Source organism: Phycisphaerae bacterium (genome assembly GCA_019636475.1).
Classification (GTDB): domain Bacteria; phylum Planctomycetota; class Phycisphaerae; order UBA1845; family UTPLA1; genus JADJRI01.
Window position 1 is genome coordinate 109,553 of sequence record JAHBXN010000004.1, and the last position, 16,564, is coordinate 126,116.

The 16,564-nt window shown below is 59.9% G+C and carries 13 protein-coding genes and 1 tRNA gene; 6 read left to right on the plus strand and 8 right to left on the minus strand.

Translation table 11 applies throughout. The annotated features are described in order from the left end of the window. The first annotated feature begins 159 nt into the window (after positions 1 to 159). The 3 genes from def to amrB all read left to right on the plus strand — a co-directional run bounded on the left by def (position 160) and on the right by amrB (position 2,703). Complete coding sequence (gene def / locus KF841_08015) at positions 160 to 684, plus strand: peptide deformylase (GenBank protein ID MBX3395299.1); 525 nt, start codon at positions 160 to 162, stop codon at positions 682 to 684. Positions 685 to 824: 140 nt separating this feature from the next. Further along, positions 825 to 1,796 (plus strand): methionyl-tRNA formyltransferase, encoded by a 972-nt coding sequence (gene fmt / locus KF841_08020; protein ID MBX3395300.1) that lies wholly within the window; start codon positions 825 to 827, stop codon positions 1,794 to 1,796. Positions 1,797 to 1,812: 16 nt separating this feature from the next. Continuing rightward, positions 1,813 to 2,703: an AmmeMemoRadiSam system protein B gene (amrB, locus tag KF841_08025; GenBank protein ID MBX3395301.1), complete on the plus strand. Its 891-nt coding sequence runs from the start codon at positions 1,813 to 1,815 to the stop codon at positions 2,701 to 2,703. Positions 2,704 to 2,720: 17 nt separating this feature from the next. On the opposite strand, the gene KF841_08030 is transcribed toward amrB, so the two are convergent. Continuing rightward, the gene (locus KF841_08030) at positions 2,721 to 5,270 is read right to left on the minus strand and encodes a hypothetical protein (GenBank protein MBX3395302.1); all 2,550 of its coding nucleotides are present in this window, start codon (positions 5,268 to 5,270) and stop codon (positions 2,721 to 2,723) included. Between the two features lie 549 nt (positions 5,271 to 5,819). On the opposite strand from KF841_08030, the gene KF841_08035 reads away from it, so the two are divergent. Further along, a complete protein-coding gene (locus tag KF841_08035; GenBank protein MBX3395303.1) occupies positions 5,820 to 6,734 on the plus strand; it encodes a formamidopyrimidine-DNA glycosylase in 915 nt (304 codons plus the stop codon). Positions 6,735 to 6,818: 84 nt separating this feature from the next. On the opposite strand, the gene KF841_08040 is transcribed toward KF841_08035, so the two are convergent. The 6 genes from KF841_08040 to KF841_08065 form a co-directional block, all read right to left on the minus strand. Further along, positions 6,819 to 6,891: transfer RNA gene (locus tag KF841_08040), tRNA-Phe, on the minus strand. A 181-nt stretch (positions 6,892 to 7,072) separates the two neighbouring features. After that, positions 7,073 to 8,419, minus strand: a complete 1,347-nt coding sequence (locus tag KF841_08045) for a hypothetical protein (GenBank protein MBX3395304.1) — start codon at positions 8,417 to 8,419, stop codon at positions 7,073 to 7,075. Positions 8,420 to 8,635: 216 nt separating this feature from the next. Next, positions 8,636 to 8,857 (minus strand): hypothetical protein, encoded by a 222-nt coding sequence (locus KF841_08050; protein MBX3395305.1) that lies wholly within the window; start codon positions 8,855 to 8,857, stop codon positions 8,636 to 8,638. Between the two features lie 210 nt (positions 8,858 to 9,067). Next, positions 9,068 to 9,523 carry a hypothetical protein gene (locus KF841_08055; GenBank protein ID MBX3395306.1) on the minus strand — a complete coding sequence of 152 codons (456 nt, stop codon included), beginning with the start codon at positions 9,521 to 9,523 and terminating at the stop codon, positions 9,068 to 9,070. Positions 9,524 to 9,615: 92 nt separating this feature from the next. Beyond that, positions 9,616 to 10,287, minus strand: a complete 672-nt coding sequence (locus KF841_08060) for an isoprenylcysteine carboxylmethyltransferase family protein (GenBank protein MBX3395307.1) — start codon at positions 10,285 to 10,287, stop codon at positions 9,616 to 9,618. A 56-nt stretch (positions 10,288 to 10,343) separates the two neighbouring features. Further along, positions 10,344 to 11,039, minus strand: coding sequence for a radical SAM protein (locus tag KF841_08065; protein MBX3395308.1), 696 nt, complete (start codon positions 11,037 to 11,039; stop codon positions 10,344 to 10,346). Between the two features lie 181 nt (positions 11,040 to 11,220). On the opposite strand from KF841_08065, the gene KF841_08070 reads away from it, so the two are divergent. Next, complete coding sequence (locus tag KF841_08070; protein ID MBX3395309.1) at positions 11,221 to 13,008, plus strand: SpoIIE family protein phosphatase; 1,788 nt, start codon at positions 11,221 to 11,223, stop codon at positions 13,006 to 13,008. Positions 13,009 to 13,091: 83 nt separating this feature from the next. Continuing rightward, positions 13,092 to 14,600, plus strand: coding sequence for a dicarboxylate/amino acid:cation symporter (locus KF841_08075; protein MBX3395310.1), 1,509 nt, complete (start codon positions 13,092 to 13,094; stop codon positions 14,598 to 14,600). Between the two features lie 57 nt (positions 14,601 to 14,657). Here the strand turns inward: KF841_08075 and KF841_08080 are convergent, their stop codons facing one another. Beyond that, positions 14,658 to 16,547, minus strand: coding sequence for a hypothetical protein (locus KF841_08080; GenBank protein ID MBX3395311.1), 1,890 nt, complete (start codon positions 16,545 to 16,547; stop codon positions 14,658 to 14,660). Between the last annotated feature and the right edge of the window lie 17 nt (positions 16,548 to 16,564).

Sequence of the window (16,564 nt, forward strand, 5' to 3'; positions counted from 1 at the left end):
CGGTTGACTGGAAAAAGCTGCGCGACCGCTGCCCGGTGTCGCCACTGCTGTCCCGCGTTGATTTCGGCCCACACCGTCCAAACCTGGCGAGGTGTTCAGAACCGACCGAGGCAGCTAAAATCATTCTAGCAGAGACGAATTGTTCATGGGAGTCCGATTTTGCACGGTATCCGAATCTCATCACTTCAGATCATCAAGCATCCGGACCCACGACTGAGGAAACGCAGCGCGCCGGTCGAAAAATTCGGCGATGAACTGACGCGGTTGGCGCATCGCATGTTTCAGCTCATGCACGAAAACAAGGGTGTCGGCCTGGCCGCGCCGCAAGTCGGCTTGAACTTGCGCCTCTTCGTGTTCAATGTGACGGGTGAACCAGGCGATGACACGGCAGTGGTCAACCCGCGGTTAACGGACCTCGAAGGCGAATCCGCGGCGGAGGAAGGCTGCCTCTCAATACCGGACGTCACCGTGACGATGTCTCGCGCCGAGCGATGCACGCTGACGGGTCATGATCTCGAGGGCAAGCCGATACGCCTGAACGGCGTCGATCTCGCGGCGCGATGCTGGCAGCACGAGTGCGATCATCTCGACGGGAAGCTCATCATCGATCACATGTCCGAGGCGGACAAAATCGCCAATCGCAAGGCCATTCGGAAGCTTGAGGAGGCTGACCGGAAGCGCTAGTTCGGCAAGTCGCTGAAACAGACAATTTGGCGGTGCGCGGTCGTTCGTCGGGCGAGTCTAGATCATGCAGTGCTTTCGCGGCAAGGATCGGACAATCCCAGGGCGTACGGCGCTGCCGTGATGAAAGGACCCACCGGATTATGCGAATTGTGTTCTTCGGTTCCGGCGAATTTGCCATCCCCACGTTTGACTCGATCCGATTTGACGGACACGAAATCGTGACTGTCGTGTCCCAGCCGGATCGCGCCCGCGGTCGCGGGAAGGAACCGAAGCCGACGCCGCTGAAGGAGGTGGCGACGTCAGAGGGCCTGCCGGTGATTTGCCCCGAGGATGTTAACACACCGGAGATTGTTCATGAAATCAAGTCGCATAAGGCGGATCTGGCCTATGTCGCGGCCTTCGGTCAGAAGATCGGTCCGGAACTCCTGACCGCCTTTCCGGTTGGCATCGTCAATCTTCATGGATCGCTGCTGCCGGCGTATCGAGGGGCCGCGCCCGTACAATGGGCTGTAATTCATGGCGACGAATTCACCGGTGTAACCGTTTTCCGTCTGGTCGAGAAAATGGATGCCGGTCCGATTCTGATGCAGCGGCGGACGGGCATCGGCCCGGACGAAACGGCTGACGAACTCCATGACCGCCTCGCGCGAATCGGATGCGATGCGGTTCGGGAAACGCTCAAGCTGCTTGAATCCAATCCCGCGCATCGCGGCGAGGAGCAGGATGCGGCCAGGGCAACCATCGCGCGCAAGCTGCGCAAGAGCGATGGCTTCATCCGCTTCGACACGCCGACGATCAAGCTTTCTCATGCGATCTGCGGGCTTTGGTCGTGGCCGGGAGCCCAGTGCCGATTCGTGTCCGCAGATGGTAAGCGTGATGAGCTTGTGACCTTGGCTCGGGCGGTGCCGTACGAGGGCCGGACTTCGCCGGCCGCCGCTCCGTCGGATTGCGGCGTCATCACTTCGATGATGAGCGTTCAGACGATCGATGGGGAGCTGGCCGTACTGGAGATCAAGCCTGCTGGCGGCAAGCTCATGTCGTGGCAGGACTATGTCAACGGTCGCCACGTTCAACCGGGAGATCGCCTTGTCCCGGTGGACGTCGGCTGCTGATCGGGAGGGCGACCTCATGATGATTCGTGAGGCTGCATTCGCCGGTCGTTTCTACGACGACCGGCCTGATGCGTGTCTGGCTTCAATCAACGCATGCCTCGATCGCGGAAATGCGATGCCTGCATCCGATGCCACGGACGACTTGGATCGAATTGTCGGGGGAGTTGTGCCGCACGCCGGCTGGATATACAGCGGACCGGTCACGGCAAAAGTGATACAGGAACTGGCCCGCAGGCCCCATCCGCAGGCCGTGGTGATTTTCGGCGCGATTCACGTGCTGCACGGGCACATCGCTTCGATCTTCCCCTCCGGAGCCTGGGAAACGCCTCTGGGTCTGGCGGGGGTGGACGAGCGATTGTCGGATCGTCTTCTGGGTCAGACCGGCCTGCTGGAAAGCAGTCCGCACTCACATGAGTTCGAGCACAGCATCGAAGTCGAGGTTCCATTCCTGCAGCATCTGCTCCCTGCCGCTCTTGTGGTGCCGATCATGGTGCCGGTGAATGACAAAGCCGTGGCACTTGGTCGCGCGGTCGGCAGGGCCTGCCGGACCTACGGCGTCAGGGCGGCGTTTCTGTGCTCAACGGACCTGACGCATTACGGGCCCGGCTTTTCGTTCACGCCTCAGGGCAGCGGCCCGGCGGCATTGCAATGGTCTAAGGACGTGAGCGATCGGCGAATGATCGACTTGATTCTCGAAATGCGATCGGAGGATGCCGTCGAAGAGTCCGTGATCCATCGAAACGCATGCGGTGGGGGTGCCATTGGCGCGACTCTGGCCGCCTGTCAGGCCTACGGAGCGACATCCGCCCGGCTCCTGGCCCACACCGCGAGTCACGAGGTCAGCCGGGACTTATCACTCGCATCGGTCCGCGACACCGTCGGTTACGCCGGAATCGTCTTCGGTTGACGGACCTCGGACGCCTCCTAGGGCATCGGTACGCACACACCCTCAAGCAGATAGTTGACGAACTCCTGTACGTCGGAATCGTCCATCGCCCCGCCGAACGGCATGGCGGTATCGGCGCAGTCCGTCAACGGCATCTGCTCCAGGTACATCGCGACGAACATCTCAATATCGCGCGCGTCCAGCTCGTTATTCGCATCGACATCGCCGAGGCAGTCACAGGATGGCGCGGCCGGCGCCTGCGGAACCAGCGTCATGCCCGAAACTTCGGTCGGAACACCGGGCTTGAAGAGGCCGATCGTCAACGTGCCGGTTGTGGGCGGGGCAGCCGCGTCAAATCGATAGTTGTAAAGATTGGCCCAGCGCAGCGCGTTGGACAACTGGCTCGTCGCGAAGGTCGTCGTTTCCCATCGGACATAGTTCGTTCCGACCGTCGATGTCCAGTCCGTGCTCTGAATGGAACCGGCGATGGTCCCGATGCCGTCGCCGCTGTGGTGATCGACATCGTGGAATCCGACATTGGTGATGGCAACGCCCTCGGGCACACCCACGGTCACGGATTGGCCCGAACGGTCAGAATTATAGTTGTAGAGCGCGTACTCATAATTCCAGATGCCGCCGCCCAGGTCGGTCGACTTTGCCGCCAGGATGAATCGACCCTCGTTGGGCACGTCAATCATCGTTTCGACCACATCAGGGTCCTGGAGCTTCCACAGGCTGATTGATGGAATGGTTCGGTAATCCGGCCCGGTCATCGTGAGGTTGAAGACGGATCCGGAAGGATTCGCGACGGTCACTTCACGGGATGATGCGTTGTTTAGCCCGTTGCTGTGTGTCGCATCGTCCGAGGTGATGTAGTGTCCTTCGATGAAGTACTTCGCACCGACATTCTGAGCGGGAATCAGGTCGGCGTCCTTCACCTGCAATCTGCGACCGATCGTCGCCTGCGCGCCCGGAGGCGGGAACTGGACCGCGGTCGTGAACGGATAGGGAAACGATCCGGTGAAGGCGTTGATGTGACCGCGCGGTCCAAGTCGCGATGTCGTTCCGTTGAGATCATAATTATACGGATCGGAACAGCCGACGCCGAGTGTCTCGCCCGTGAAGGGATCGGGCGGGATGCAACCGAGATTGCAGAAATTCTCAGTCAAAGCCAGGAAGCCGTGTTTGACCCATGACATGCCGATCTGTTCGAATCGACCGTCCTTCAGGCGGTAAAGCTGTTGTCCAATGACGGGGTGCTTGTTGTTCAATGCATTCCACTGCACTTCGACGTCGCCGGGATTGCAGGAGATGGTGCCGACACTGTAAGCCGAGATGCCCAGGCTCGCATTTCGGCCCCAGAGACGCAGCTTGTTCCAGTCCGGGTGAGCGGGGCTGCCTCCGGTGCCGAAGAGTCCGCCGACGATCACGTCGGGGCCGACCGGGCACGGGCAAATCAACTCAAGCGTCACACTGCCGCGTGAAGGATTGTTCGTGATGTCGCAATAAGCCGTCGAATGGGCGAACGACGGTTCTTCGCAGGACGCCACCTGAATGTAGTAGGTTCGTTCGGGAACAAGACTGCCGATGCAGATGGATGCCTGTGCACCGCACTCATCTTCGCCGCAGCCCAACTCCTCCACCGCGGTCGGACAGCCATTTTCTCCATCGTACAACGCGACAAGTGTATTTTGGGCGCCCGTGCTGCTGCAGGTTCGGATCTGAATCGAACCATGGGGCGAGACAAACTTGAACCACATGGTCCCGTAGCCTTGTTTTCCGCCGTTGTAGAAGCACGGGAAGATCGGGTCTTCGGCTGATGTGGTCGCGAAGGAGTTGTCAAAAGTGATGATATCATCGCAGGGAAGTTCGATGGCGTTAATGCAGGTGTCGTTTTCCGGGGCTTCACCGCTCGTGATGACCATCGTGCCGCTGCCTTGGGCCCCGTTGTATCCGCCGATTCGAATGTAATAGTACTCGCCGACTGTCATATCGAACGCGACACGGGATGCCAGGGCGACGCCGCAATAGTCGTCGTCGCAGGCAATTGCCGCTTCGGTTTCGGACGGGCATTCCAGCCGGGCATAGATCGCCATCTTCGTGTCGTAATTCGCCCCGCAAAGGCTGATTGTGACTCGACCGTTGTAAGGCGCCTGGTAGAGGAACCAGATGTCCGCCTGAACAGTTCCGCCGTCGGCAAATCCGAAGTTACAGAAGGTATCACTGAGGCCCGGCGTTGAAGTCGCGCCGACCGTACTGAAGGGATGGCTGCCTTCCGCGACTAGAATCGCATTGGCGCACAAATCGTTCGCCGGTCCGCCGCGCGGGGCGCCGTCCGTTTCGGCTGGATCCGGTGGATTCGCCGCTCCGGAGAGTTTCAACTGCAACTCTTCCGCCGTGTAAAATCGGCCGCCTTTCCACTCGCCACTCGGCGCCGCATCGTGAGTTCGCAGGACGGCCGGACCTTGTGTTTCAGCGGCGACTTCAATGGAGACGCGCGGGTCCTCAGCTTCTTGCGCCGCCGCCCAGTTGCCGATGCCGATCCATGACGACAGTCCGATGAAAAATGAAACGCCAAGCCGCATCATGTAGACTCCTCACCCCGTACCCTGCAATCGGCAGCGATTTTTGCTGCTCCGGACTTCCTGAGCCGCAATGCCCTGGTGTCATTGGCGAAGCACTTCGGCTCCGGAACGGCCACGGCGGCACGCTGAAGTAAGCGGCTCAAAGCCCACCTGTGAAGCGCCCGGTCAAGAAGCGGGTTGCCAATGCGATCTTCTGACCTTGGTATTTTCGGCTGATAATCGACCGATACACCGCCGAAATGCTCCCAAACATCTCGAAGCGCGGCGATATCGGGTCAACGCCAGAGGCGGTCCATTGGCCAATCGACGGTCGGCCGGCCACGCCGGGCAAAGCTACAAGAGTTTTCAATCAGCGCTTCCGACAATCATATCGCGCCGACGTCCCCTAAATCAACGAATGGATGTTCTAGCGTAACATCTTCACGATTTCGCGATTCAGGGTCCGAAATTCACGGTCTGTGCGTATACGCTCGCAAGAAAGTACACTCGGCGATTCGTGCCGGGATTACACTTGACGGTTCAACTCGACTTTTCGCAGGTAACATACATGCCATGCCGGAATTGCCCGACATCGAAGCTTACCTCGCGGCGATCGGTCGTCGAATCGTGGGCCAAACCCTGAAGCGGGCTCGAATCGCCCAGCCTTTCTTTCTGCGCACTGCGGAGCCGCCGATAGAGGCCGTCTGCGACCGAGAGGTGGCGCGGGTTTGTCGCATTGGAAAGCGGGTGGTGATTTCGTTGAATGGCGATCACCACCTCGTGATTCATCTCATGATTGCCGGACGCTTTCGGTGGGGCGGTGCGGGCTCGGTGTTGATTCCGCGGGTCGGCCTCGCCGCGTTCGATTTCCCGACAGGCACGCTTCATGTGACCGAGGCCGGCAGCAAACATCGCGCGTCGCTTTATGTTGTCGTTGGTGAGGCTGCACTGCGGCAGCATGATCCTGGCGGCATCGAGCCGATGTCCGCCACTCTGGATCAATTCATGGCGGCCGTTCGTCGAGAGCACCATACCCTGAAACGGACTCTCACCGATCCAAGGATTTTCGCGGGAATCGGAAATGCCTATTCTGATGAGATAATTCATGCGGCGAGGCTTTCGCCCTTGAGGCTCACGGGGGCGATGAGCGACGACGAGATAATCCGCCTGTTCAATGCCACCCGGGATACGCTCGCGCATTGGACGAACGCTCTCACAGCCTCATTCATCGCGAAATTCCCCGGCGCGGGTGACGTGACGGCATTCCGCGATGGCTTCGCCGTGCATGGGAGGTTTAATCAACCCTGCCGGGTCTGCGAAACAGCCATTCAGCGGATTCGATATGCCGACAACGAAACGAATTACTGTCCTGCCTGCCAGACTCAGGGCCGCATCCTCGCCGATCGATCTCTCTCCCGACTGCTGCGGAAGGACTGGCCTAGGACAGTTGAGGAATTGGAGCGCGGCGGCGAGCGGTCCGGAGCTTGAAGGCCCATGATGGCGAGACGAAACTCGCCGTCTGCCACACCTGCTGGGACGAAACTCACGGCGATCTTCACGGAGAGATGGGAATGGGCGGAGCCGGAATTGAACCGGCGACACACGGATTTTCAGTCCGTTGCTCTACCAACTGAGCTATCCGCCCGCCGTATTTCGACGGCTGGTCCGCCCACGGCTGATCGTTCCTTTGGCGGATCAGCCGTGCTACGGAAGCTCCGTATTCTTACAGGCTTTTTCCCGGTCTGCAAGTGGAAGCCGCCGCTGTTGATTCCGCGGGGAAACGCGAATGAGACGCTGCCCGAATGGCCGCGCGATCTCGATACCGGTCATTCGTTCATATCAGTTCGCCTCAGCAATGCGGCGAAGCCTCCGTCGAAATCCGCCGAGGGCAGCGTGAACAGTGTTTCGGCAGCGGTCCACTCGGGGTGCCCGGCGAGGAAGCGCGTGACCTGGTCCTCGTTCTCCTCGCGTTCCAGCGAGCAGGTTGAATAGACAATCCGTGTGTTTGGGCCGGCCAGTTCGCCGGCGCGATCCAGAATTCCGGCTTGAATCTCGGCAACCTCATCGAGCGATCGCCTTCCGGCGCGGTATCGAGCCTCTGGACGGCGAGCCAGGACGCCCGTATTCGAACACGGGGCATCGACCACGATCACATCGGGGCGTTTTCCCAGATTAGCGATCGCCGAGTCCAATTCGTCGAGCGGCGATGTCCCGATGATTGAAATACCCAATCGATCCGCCGCTGATTCGATCGATTTCAGCTTCGCGGTGTTGATGTCGGTCGCAAGAACGACCCCCGAGTTGTCCATTCTTTCGGCCGCTTGTGTACTCTTTGTGCCGACTCCCGCACAGAGGTCCAGCACAAACTCGCCGGGTTTTGGATTTGCAAGTCGTATCGCCACTCGCGCAGTGGCGTCCTGCGGTTGGCACAGTCCGGCCCGCATCGCTTCAAGTTTTGATGCGGCTGCGGCTTCTCGAATCAGGACACCCTCGCCGTCGGATGCGATTTCAGCGCGTATTCCCGCCCCATTGAGCGCCTCGCTCAGCGCCTTCGGATTCGTCCGAAGCCGGTTGGCACGTAGCGCGAGAACCGGGCGTCGCTGGCCGGCGGCAAGTATCGCGCGGCAAAGTGCGGGCTTGAATCGCCGGTGCCATCGCTCGACCAGCCAGGGCGGATGGGCATATACCGCGATCAGATGATCCAGCGGTCGCCTGGATGGATCCGGAAAAACATCATCGGTGAACAGGCGTCCATGATCGACGTCGAGCGGCAGGAAACGCCGAGCGGACAGTTCGTCTGCTCGAGGGATCACGGCACCGCGAACTTCCGCCACGTGCCGAAGCACCGCATTCGCGACAGCCGCGGCCCCCTTGCCATAGCGCCGGGACATCTTCACGCTTTCATCAACGGCCGCATACTCCGGAATTCGGTCGAGCCAGCAGATTTGATAAATTCCGACCGCCACGATCATCCGCAACCCGACGGGAAGGCCGATCCATCGCCCGCGATAGTACTTCGCCGCGAGGTGTTCACACGTGATTCGATTGCGCGAGACCCCGATCGCGAGCTCGGCCGCGAGTGCCGCGTCCGCATCGGAAAGTGGCATCTGAGCTTGAAGCTCAGCGAGCAGATCGTGGCACATTTCGTCGCCGTCGTAGGAATCGATGAGCACGCGAACTGCTCGGCCGCGCGCCGTGCTTTCAAGGGGTTTGGTTTGACTCATCGCGGCGGTTTTAGCATGACGGGGGAGGAATACGCAACCATGGGACATCGGCTTCCGGAATCGTCCGGCACGCAGTGGAGTCGTCAGATGCGAGCAGGCGATCCGCTGCGCATCCATCGAAGGCCGAGGGCACAGAAGGAATTGCAACGATTCTCGTGAAAAGAATCAGGCGTAAGTGTCGAGCGTGGAGTCGATCGCTGCGGAGACTTGCGCGATCTTTGCGTCGAAATTCCGGGAGGCCGCTTCAATCAGTTTCAACGCGGTGTCGCCGACCGCCTGCTCACTCCGAAGCAATTTCGCTGCGACGGCATACTGAATCGATGCGGTGGTCTCCGCAAGGTTCATTGCGACAATGGATGAGGTGAGTGCGTCCATACCGAAAGACATCGGATCGATCGGTCGACCGATCAATAAAAAACCAGCCCCGCTGGCCGGCACGAAGCCGACGCGCGGAGCCGATATTCCCCCTTGTCAAACTTACGATTCATTCCAAGGTGTGCGGATCAGTTCGATCGGATTATCGCTCCTTCTCTGTACATCAGCTTGAAACGCGTGGCCGGCGGCCTGCCCGGCAATAGCATGCGTCAAGGGCGAAACTTAGAGCGATTGTCGGGGTGCTTCGGAGTATCGGGCTCCGTCGCCCGGGGGTCGGCCGCCGCCGGCTGCGTGTTGCCGTGCGAGCTTGAGGTTTTCTTCGCAGGCAGTGCGATAATCCCCCGTGAGTGCGTCGTTGGCCAGGAGTTGCTCGATAATCGGAATGGCGTCCTTCGAACGTCCCTGCCGGATCAACGTGACCGCCTTCGACTGTTCGACGAACAGGTAGACCTGGAGCGCGTTGCGCCGGGCATTGTCAAAGGCAGCCATCGTGTCGTCAAAACGGTTCATGGCCGCGTAGATGGTGGCGAGGTTGACGAACATCAAGGCTCGATCTGACTGACCCAGTTCTGGTCTGGCACATATATCCTCGAAAATCGCTGCCGCGGCCGCGGGATCATTCTGGTCGAACAACGCGGCGGCGCGATGGCACTCCTGCCTCCAGTCTGTTTGCGTCACGCAAGCTCCTTTTCGATCGCGGTAACGTTATGGACTTCGTCCTTTGACCAGGTTGAGGATCATATCGATCCCGCCATTGGCCTCCAATCCCCTCACCAAATGCCCGGAATGAGGCGGAAACGCACCCGCGCGGCATACTCGCGATATCCTTCGAGACTCTCAAACAGGAATCGATCTTCCAGCACGACCCTGCGAAACACCAGCAGCACCAACGGCGACAACGCGGCCAGCGACCACCAAGACCCGAGCGCGAACGACAGGCTGGGCCACGCGAGCAGGGTTCCGCAGTATCCCGGATGGCGAATGATTGCGTACGGGCCGGTCGCGATGAGATGGTGGCCGCGCTCGGATTGGATGCGCACCACCGGCGAGAAAAATCGGTTGACGAGCATCGCCCATGCTGCAAAACCCAGTCCCCCCACGAAGCCGGCCGCACCCGCGAATTGGAGTGCCGGATGCATGGCAGGCGACCAGTGATAACGACCCACATCGAGGGCCGCAACGACCAGTTGCCCAAGGAAAAAAGGCGTGCCCAGGGTGCGCAGGTGCCGGTCGATGCCGCCGGCAGCCGGCCGCAGGCGTTCGTGCAGCAGTTCCGGATCAACGCGCGGCCCGATGAAAAAAGACAGCGGCGTCGGCGCCAGCACGGCGATCCAGAAGAAGGGCAGGTCGATACGGCCTGCAATGGGAAATAGAATCGCCGCCATGACCATGGGAATCGTGAATCCGATCAGACGTTGTCGCAGACGCGAGAGAATATTCATGGATCACGTTTCGCACGGCCGGAAACGCAGGCGCCGGCCTTCCGCCGGATTCGGGGCTAACCCACGCCGAAATCAGTGTTTGACCACAACACATTCAAATGGGGCTCGCGGTCGAGCCAGGCAAACTCGTCCTTGAACCACGCCTTGATCTCCTCATCGATCAACCCGTCGCTAACCCGATTGTGCGTGAAGAGGTTCACAATGCAGTACTTGAACCGGGTTAGTGCCAAATCGATGTCGCGGCGTATAATTTCTCGTGTCTGCCCTTTGAAGCCGATCAGCAGGCAGATCGAGTCGGTCGCGGCGGCAACCTCGTCAGGCGAGGCCCAGTGCATCGACTTGTTCAGCACACCGTTTCGCAGCCCGTCGTCGAAGGTTTCGACCCCGAGAAAAAGGTGCGTTTCCACGCCAAAGAAACGGCGTGTCGCTTCATAATCCTTGCGATATGCCCAGTAGGATTCAGTCCAGAACTCGGTGATGCCTCGCTGCGGGAGCAGATCGCGGATGCGTTCGCGCACAGACAGCGGCAGTTCCTGAACAGAACCGCTGTTAATCACCATCAGTCGGCCGAATTCGCCGGTCACCTTCGCGAGGTTCTCGGAGGCGACACGCTCGATCAGGTGTTCGTCCGTCGTGTTGTCATCAATGTAATCACAGAACGTGCAGCGACTCCAGATGCACGGAAGCCCCCGGAGCAGCAGCACCTCGCGAGGCAGCTTGCCGCGATACTTCGAATAGCGAACCAGGTCCATCGCCAGTATACTAGCAGAATCGACGTGTAGTGTCGGGCAAGGCTTGCGACGGAATCGCCGTCCCCTGAGGTCCTGCCCGTCGCTGTCCAGCTGAATGGATCTGCATCGAGGCCATTCGCGTCAAACGCGCGTCTCGCCTGCGGAATCGGCTGCGTCGAAGAACACCGCGGCGCTCCACAGAATGCTTCAGACCACTGCCACCGAGTTCATTCTCACGGACTTCATCGATGCACAGAGCCTTCAGGCGCTGCAGGATGGTTTCGCGCGACTCACCGGCATCTCGACGAGCTTTCGCGACGCATCCGGGGCCTCGATTACCGAGCCGTCGGAAAAACCCGCCTTCTGCCGGCTGATGCGATCATCCGCATCCGGAGATGCCGCCTGTCGCTCAAGCCATGTCGCCGCGTCCGATGCCGCAAAAGCCGCGGATCGCCCCTGCCAGACTAGCTGCCACGCGGGACTGTCGCAGTACTCCGCGCCGATTCTGCTTCAAGGCCGCCACATCGGCACCATCATCGTCGGCGATCGACCGCGAATTCCCCTCGCCCGCGAAGCCCTGACACACCTGGCCGCGCTGCATGGCCTGCCTGCGTCCGAATTGTCCCGAGCCGCTTCGGAACTCCCGATCTGGGCCGACGAGGCGATGGCGTCGGCCATGGAATTCGTCAGCCACCTCGCGGGGCTGATCGCTCGTCTGGCCTACAACGCATACCAGCTCCGTTGCCGCGTTGATGATCTGAAGGCGGTTCATGAAATCGCATCGAAGCTCGCTGGACGCGTCGCCCTGCAGGAAATTCTCGACACGGCCACCAAGACACTCGTCGAAACGATGATCCTGAGGGCGGCAGGAATTCGACTATTGAGCGAAGAGACCGGGGTGCTGCAGATCGCATCCTCCTGCAACCTTTCCGAGGATTATCTCGACAAGAAGTCCATTCTGGCGGACGAAAGCGAGATCGACCGCGAAGTGTTGAGCGGAAAGACCGTGTACATTCGCGATCTTCGCACCGATCCGAGAAATCAGTTCCCCGAAAAGGCTCGCAACGAGGGCCTCGCCAGCGTGTTGGTCGCGCCACTCAAGTCGGGCGGAAAGCCGATTGGCGTGATTCGGGCATACATGGACTATGTATACGAGTTTTCGTCGTTCGATGTCGCGCTCATGGAAGCCATTGCGTCACAGGTGGCGTCCGCAATCGTCAACCACCGTCTGCGCGAAGAGGCGGAAGAGGCCGAGCGCCTTGATCGGCAGGTGAAGTTGGCGGCCGATATTCAGCGGCGCATGTTTCCGAAGCATAATCCGGATCACCCGCACTATGAATTCGCATGTATCTATCAGCCGAACTTCGACCTGGGCGGCGACTTCTACGATTTCATCGAATTTCCGCATGGAGAGGTCGGCGTGGTCATCGCCGATGTGGTCGGAAAGGGCGTACCCGCCTCGCTGATGATGGCCAGCGCGCGGGCGACGCTTCGCAGTGCTGCCAAGCGTGTTGCAACTCCCAGTGAGGCGGTGCGAGAGGTCAATCTCCGACTGTGGGAGGATTCGGTGCTCAGCGAGTTTGTCACGGCATTCTTCGGATTGCTCAGTGCGGATGGCCGTAGCATTCGCTATTGCAACGCAGGTCATGAGCCGTTGCTGCTTTTGCGACATGGTGATGTCATCCCGCTTGAGAAAGGTGGACTTGTACTCGGACTTGATCCTGACGCGGAGTACGAATTTGCCGAGGAATCACTGCTTCCTGAAGACTTGCTCGTGCTGGTGACCGACGGCCTCGTCGAGGCCATGAGCTACGACGGTGAGGCCTACGGCCGGGAACGGCTGTTTTCCTCGATTCGCCTGCATGGCAGCATGGCGCCCGATATGCCGCTGGAACTTGTCGCCAAGCAACTGCTCTGGGATGTGCGCCGTTACGTCGGTCTCGCCAAACTGACGGACGACATCACGCTTGTTGTGATTCGGGTTCGTTAGCGCAGGCGGCCGGCTGGCCCGGCATCCCGGACTCGGAAGCGATTTCGGGTGAAATCTCGATCGATCTGCGTACAATCGCCGCGATGAAACTCAAACTTCATCATCAAATACTGATCGCAATGATTCTTGGCGCGGGTGTCGGTCTGCCACTCAATATCTGGGCCGGGCCGACGACACTCCTGAAACTCCCGGCTGACGCGTCCCCAGCTCTCGAGACCGGCCCTGCAACTGTCCAGATTCGTGCGCTCTTTGCTCGCCCCGAACTGGCGAAGGCTCATTTGACGGATAACGCAACAGTGGTCGAGGAGCGTGCCGGCCGACGTTGGCGAATCGATGGAGCCGATCGCGCTTATGTCCTTCGGCGTCTGGGCGATCAGTTTCTCGTCCAATCGGGCGGAGAATGGCCGCGCACGGTTGCTCATTACGGTAAGCGGGTCGGCGATGTTTTCCTTCGCCTTCTTTCGATGATCGTCGCGCCACTCATCCTCTGTTCTCTCGTGTCCGGCGTCACGAGCAGCGGCAGCCTGCAGGGACTCGGACGCATGGGTGGACGAACGCTTGGCTTCTATTTTTTGACCAGCGGGCTGGCCGTCATGACGGGAATTCTGCTGTTCAATCTTTTTAACCCCGGTCGGCATGCCCGACTGGATCTGATCGAGGAGGCGGCGGAGGCGCCAGCCAGTTTCATCGCCCAGGGGCAGGGTCTGGGAGAGATTATCTGGAACCAGTTGTTCAATCTGATTCCGTCCAACCCCTTCGCCGCGCTCTCCGATCCGGCTAACACGTCGATTCTCGGAGTCATCTTTTTCGCGCTCCTGCTCGGCATTTTCATCACGGTCGTCGGCGGAGAACACGGCAGAACTCTTACAAATATCTTCAACGCGGGATTCGAAGTCATGATGAGCATGACAATGTTCATCATTCGCCTCGCCCCGGTTGGCGTGCTCGGCTTCATGCTCTACGCAGCGGCCGGCAAGGGACTCGATGTCTTTCTTTCGCTCGGATGGTATGTCGTGACCGTGGCAACAGGACTCTCAATCCATAGCCTCGTCACCATGCCGATCCTCCTCTTTTTCCTCGCGCGACGGTCTCCGTATCGTTATGCCCAGCAGATGTCCCCGGCGCTTCTGACCGCCTTCTCGACGGCCAGCAGCAACGGAACGCTGCCCCTCACGATGACATGTGTCGAGCAGCGCGCGGGCATAAGCAACCGAATCAGCTCATTCGTGCTGCCGCTCGGCGCGACGATCAACATGGACGGAACGGCGCTCTACGAAGCGGCCGCGGTACTCTTCATTGGACAGGTGACTGGACACGAATTGACCCTGGCCCAGCAGGCCATCGTCGCGTTCACGGCACTCCTCGCAAGCGTTGGAGCGGCAGGCATTCCTCACGCCGGAACGGTGATGATGGTTGTGGTGCTTTCGGCGGTGAATCTGCCCTTGGAGGGCGTGGGTCTGATCCTCGCGGTCGATCGACCGTTGGACATGCTTCGGACCTCGGTGAATGTCTGGGGTGATATGTCGGCGTGTGCGGTGATCTCGCGATTCGAAGGTGAAGTGGATGCCGCGCCTACGGCATCAGCGGATTGAGCTGCGCGGCCTTCAGCGCGCTCCGCCGTACCGGCCGTGATTCGTGCAATTCAGCCGCTACGGCTTCGTATCCGCGGGCCGCTCCTGATCGTCATGGGAGGGGGCTTCCGCCGGGGTTTCATCTTGTCGGTCGAAGAATCGCTTCACACTTTGTCGGTACACACGTGGAATCCGTTCGCGCTCGACGGCGTCCGAATCCTCAATCTCCTCAGCCGAGTCGGCATCGCTGGCCGCAGCGGTCGACGGAACAACCGATTGCCTGTCGCGAATCAATCGCTGGCCTGAAATACCACCACCGCGGCTGAAGCGGGTCTTCGCTTTTCGACTGACGGTCTCTGCATCGAGATCGGCCGTGTGGGCCGCGGAGCCGGTTCCGACGCCCGCACGCGATCCGCCGGTCCCCGAAGATCCGCTGCCTTGACTGCACCGGCCTGACCCGTGGCAACTCGGGCAGACGGCTCCGTCCTGCCGAAAGCCGGTGCCTTGGCAGGACTTGCATTCCCCGATCTGGTTCTGCTCGTCTTCCTGCTCATTGCTGATGTCGTTCTCGAGTTGTTCCAGTTCGGCCAACTGGGAATCGAGGTCGTTCAACTGCTGTTCCATCTGTTCGAGTTGACTGAGTTCGTCACCCAGTTCTTCCAGCGACTGATCCACGCCATCAAGATCCCCGCTTTTCATCTGACTGGCGGCTTTCGACATTTTGTCGCCTAGCTTGTCGCATTGGCCCTTGGACTGTTCGCATGTCTGCATCTGCTTCCGGAGCGCCTCGAGCTTCTTTTTCATCTGCTCCTCTGTGACGCCTTCTTTCTTCAAACGTTCGGCGAGTTCCCTGGCCAGTTTTTTTAGTTGCTCCGGGTCTTTTTTGGAGAGTTCATCGAGAACGCGCTGGGCTTCGTCGCGGGTCATGCCGGCGTTCTGTAGATCGCGGATCCGCTGTTCGGCCTGTTTTGGGGCCGCCTTTTCCCCGGACTGCTGGAGTTCCCTGGCCAAGTCGCCGAGCCGCTTCTCCATATCCCGGATTTCCTCAGGCTTTGCGCCGGCGTCGGACTTCATCTTCGCCAGTTTCTCCCGCACCTGCTTCAGAGCTTTGCGGGACTCATCGAATCGACTTTCGGCCATGGAGGAAATCAGTTCGCTCAATTCATTGACATCCTCGGACTTTTGCTGGAGTTGACGCAAACGCTTTTTAGTCTCCTTCAGCGCGTCAAATTTCTCGTCACCCATCTTGTCCTTGATGGCCGACTGCATCCGGTCGAGCTTTTTGAGCGCATCACGCCGGCGAAACTCCGGATCGGCCCGCAATGGCATTTTCACGCTGCCCCGCGGCTGATTCTGAACGGCATCGAATTCAAGATGGTTCTTCTCCGCGATCCGGTTCATCGTCGAGTCCGCACGCGCCAGCACCGCCTGCGTTCGGCTGTTCACTTCCGCTTGTGCCTGACGCTGATCGGCGGCGGACTTGCGATTCAGCAGATCAAACTCCGGTAGCAGCAATGACAATGCCGCGACGACGAGGATCAGGCTCCCCAGCGAGAGTGATCCCGGCCAGCGAATCGGAAGGAATGCCCGCGGTGACAGCGCCGCGACGTGCTGCTCCGCGTCCCGTACAACGGCTGCTTCGAAGGGATCGAGTGAATCGTGCTTGATTGTGAGGCTTGTCGATAGACGCTCTCGAAGGCCGGCTGCTTCGTCAAGCGCTCCGGCCGCCACAAGCCTTGGATCGCGCGTCGTACACAGCCAGATGACTGAGGCGGCCACGCCCGCGCCGGCTGCTCCGAGCAGTGTCCAAAGCGGCGGAAAGGGAAAAGCGATGAACAGGCGATTCAGGATCCAACCCATGAGCCAGATCGTACATGCGCCGGCCAGTGACCAGCCAAAGGCCCGAAGCCATCGATTGAGCCAAAGTCGTCGCTGAGCCAGGCGAACTCTTTCCTCAATGATGGACATCTCCTGCCTCCAGCGAT

Bases quoted from the DNA above. Each gene is read 5' to 3' on its own strand.
- KF841_08065 (MBX3395308.1), bottom strand. From the start codon at position 11,039: ATGGACCTGGTTCGCTATTCGAAGTATCGCGGCAAGCTGCCTCGCGAG.
- KF841_08030 (MBX3395302.1), bottom strand. From the start codon at position 5,270: ATGATGCGGCTTGGCGTTTCATTTTTCATCGGACTGTCGTCATGGATC.
- KF841_08035 (MBX3395303.1), top strand. From the start codon at position 5,820: ATGCCGGAATTGCCCGACATCGAAGCTTACCTCGCGGCGATCGGTCGT.
- KF841_08070 (MBX3395309.1), top strand. From the start codon at position 11,221: ATGCTTCAGACCACTGCCACCGAGTTCATTCTCACGGACTTCATCGAT.
- amrB (MBX3395301.1), top strand. From the start codon at position 1,813: ATGATGATTCGTGAGGCTGCATTCGCCGGTCGTTTCTACGACGACCGG.
- KF841_08060 (MBX3395307.1), bottom strand. From the start codon at position 10,287: ATGAATATTCTCTCGCGTCTGCGACAACGTCTGATCGGATTCACGATT.
- fmt (MBX3395300.1), top strand. From the start codon at position 825: ATGCGAATTGTGTTCTTCGGTTCCGGCGAATTTGCCATCCCCACGTTT.
- KF841_08080 (MBX3395311.1), bottom strand. From the start codon at position 16,547: ATGTCCATCATTGAGGAAAGAGTTCGCCTGGCTCAGCGACGACTTTGG.
- KF841_08075 (MBX3395310.1), top strand. From the start codon at position 13,092: ATGAAACTCAAACTTCATCATCAAATACTGATCGCAATGATTCTTGGC.
- KF841_08050 (MBX3395305.1), bottom strand. From the start codon at position 8,857: ATGTCTTTCGGTATGGACGCACTCACCTCATCCATTGTCGCAATGAAC.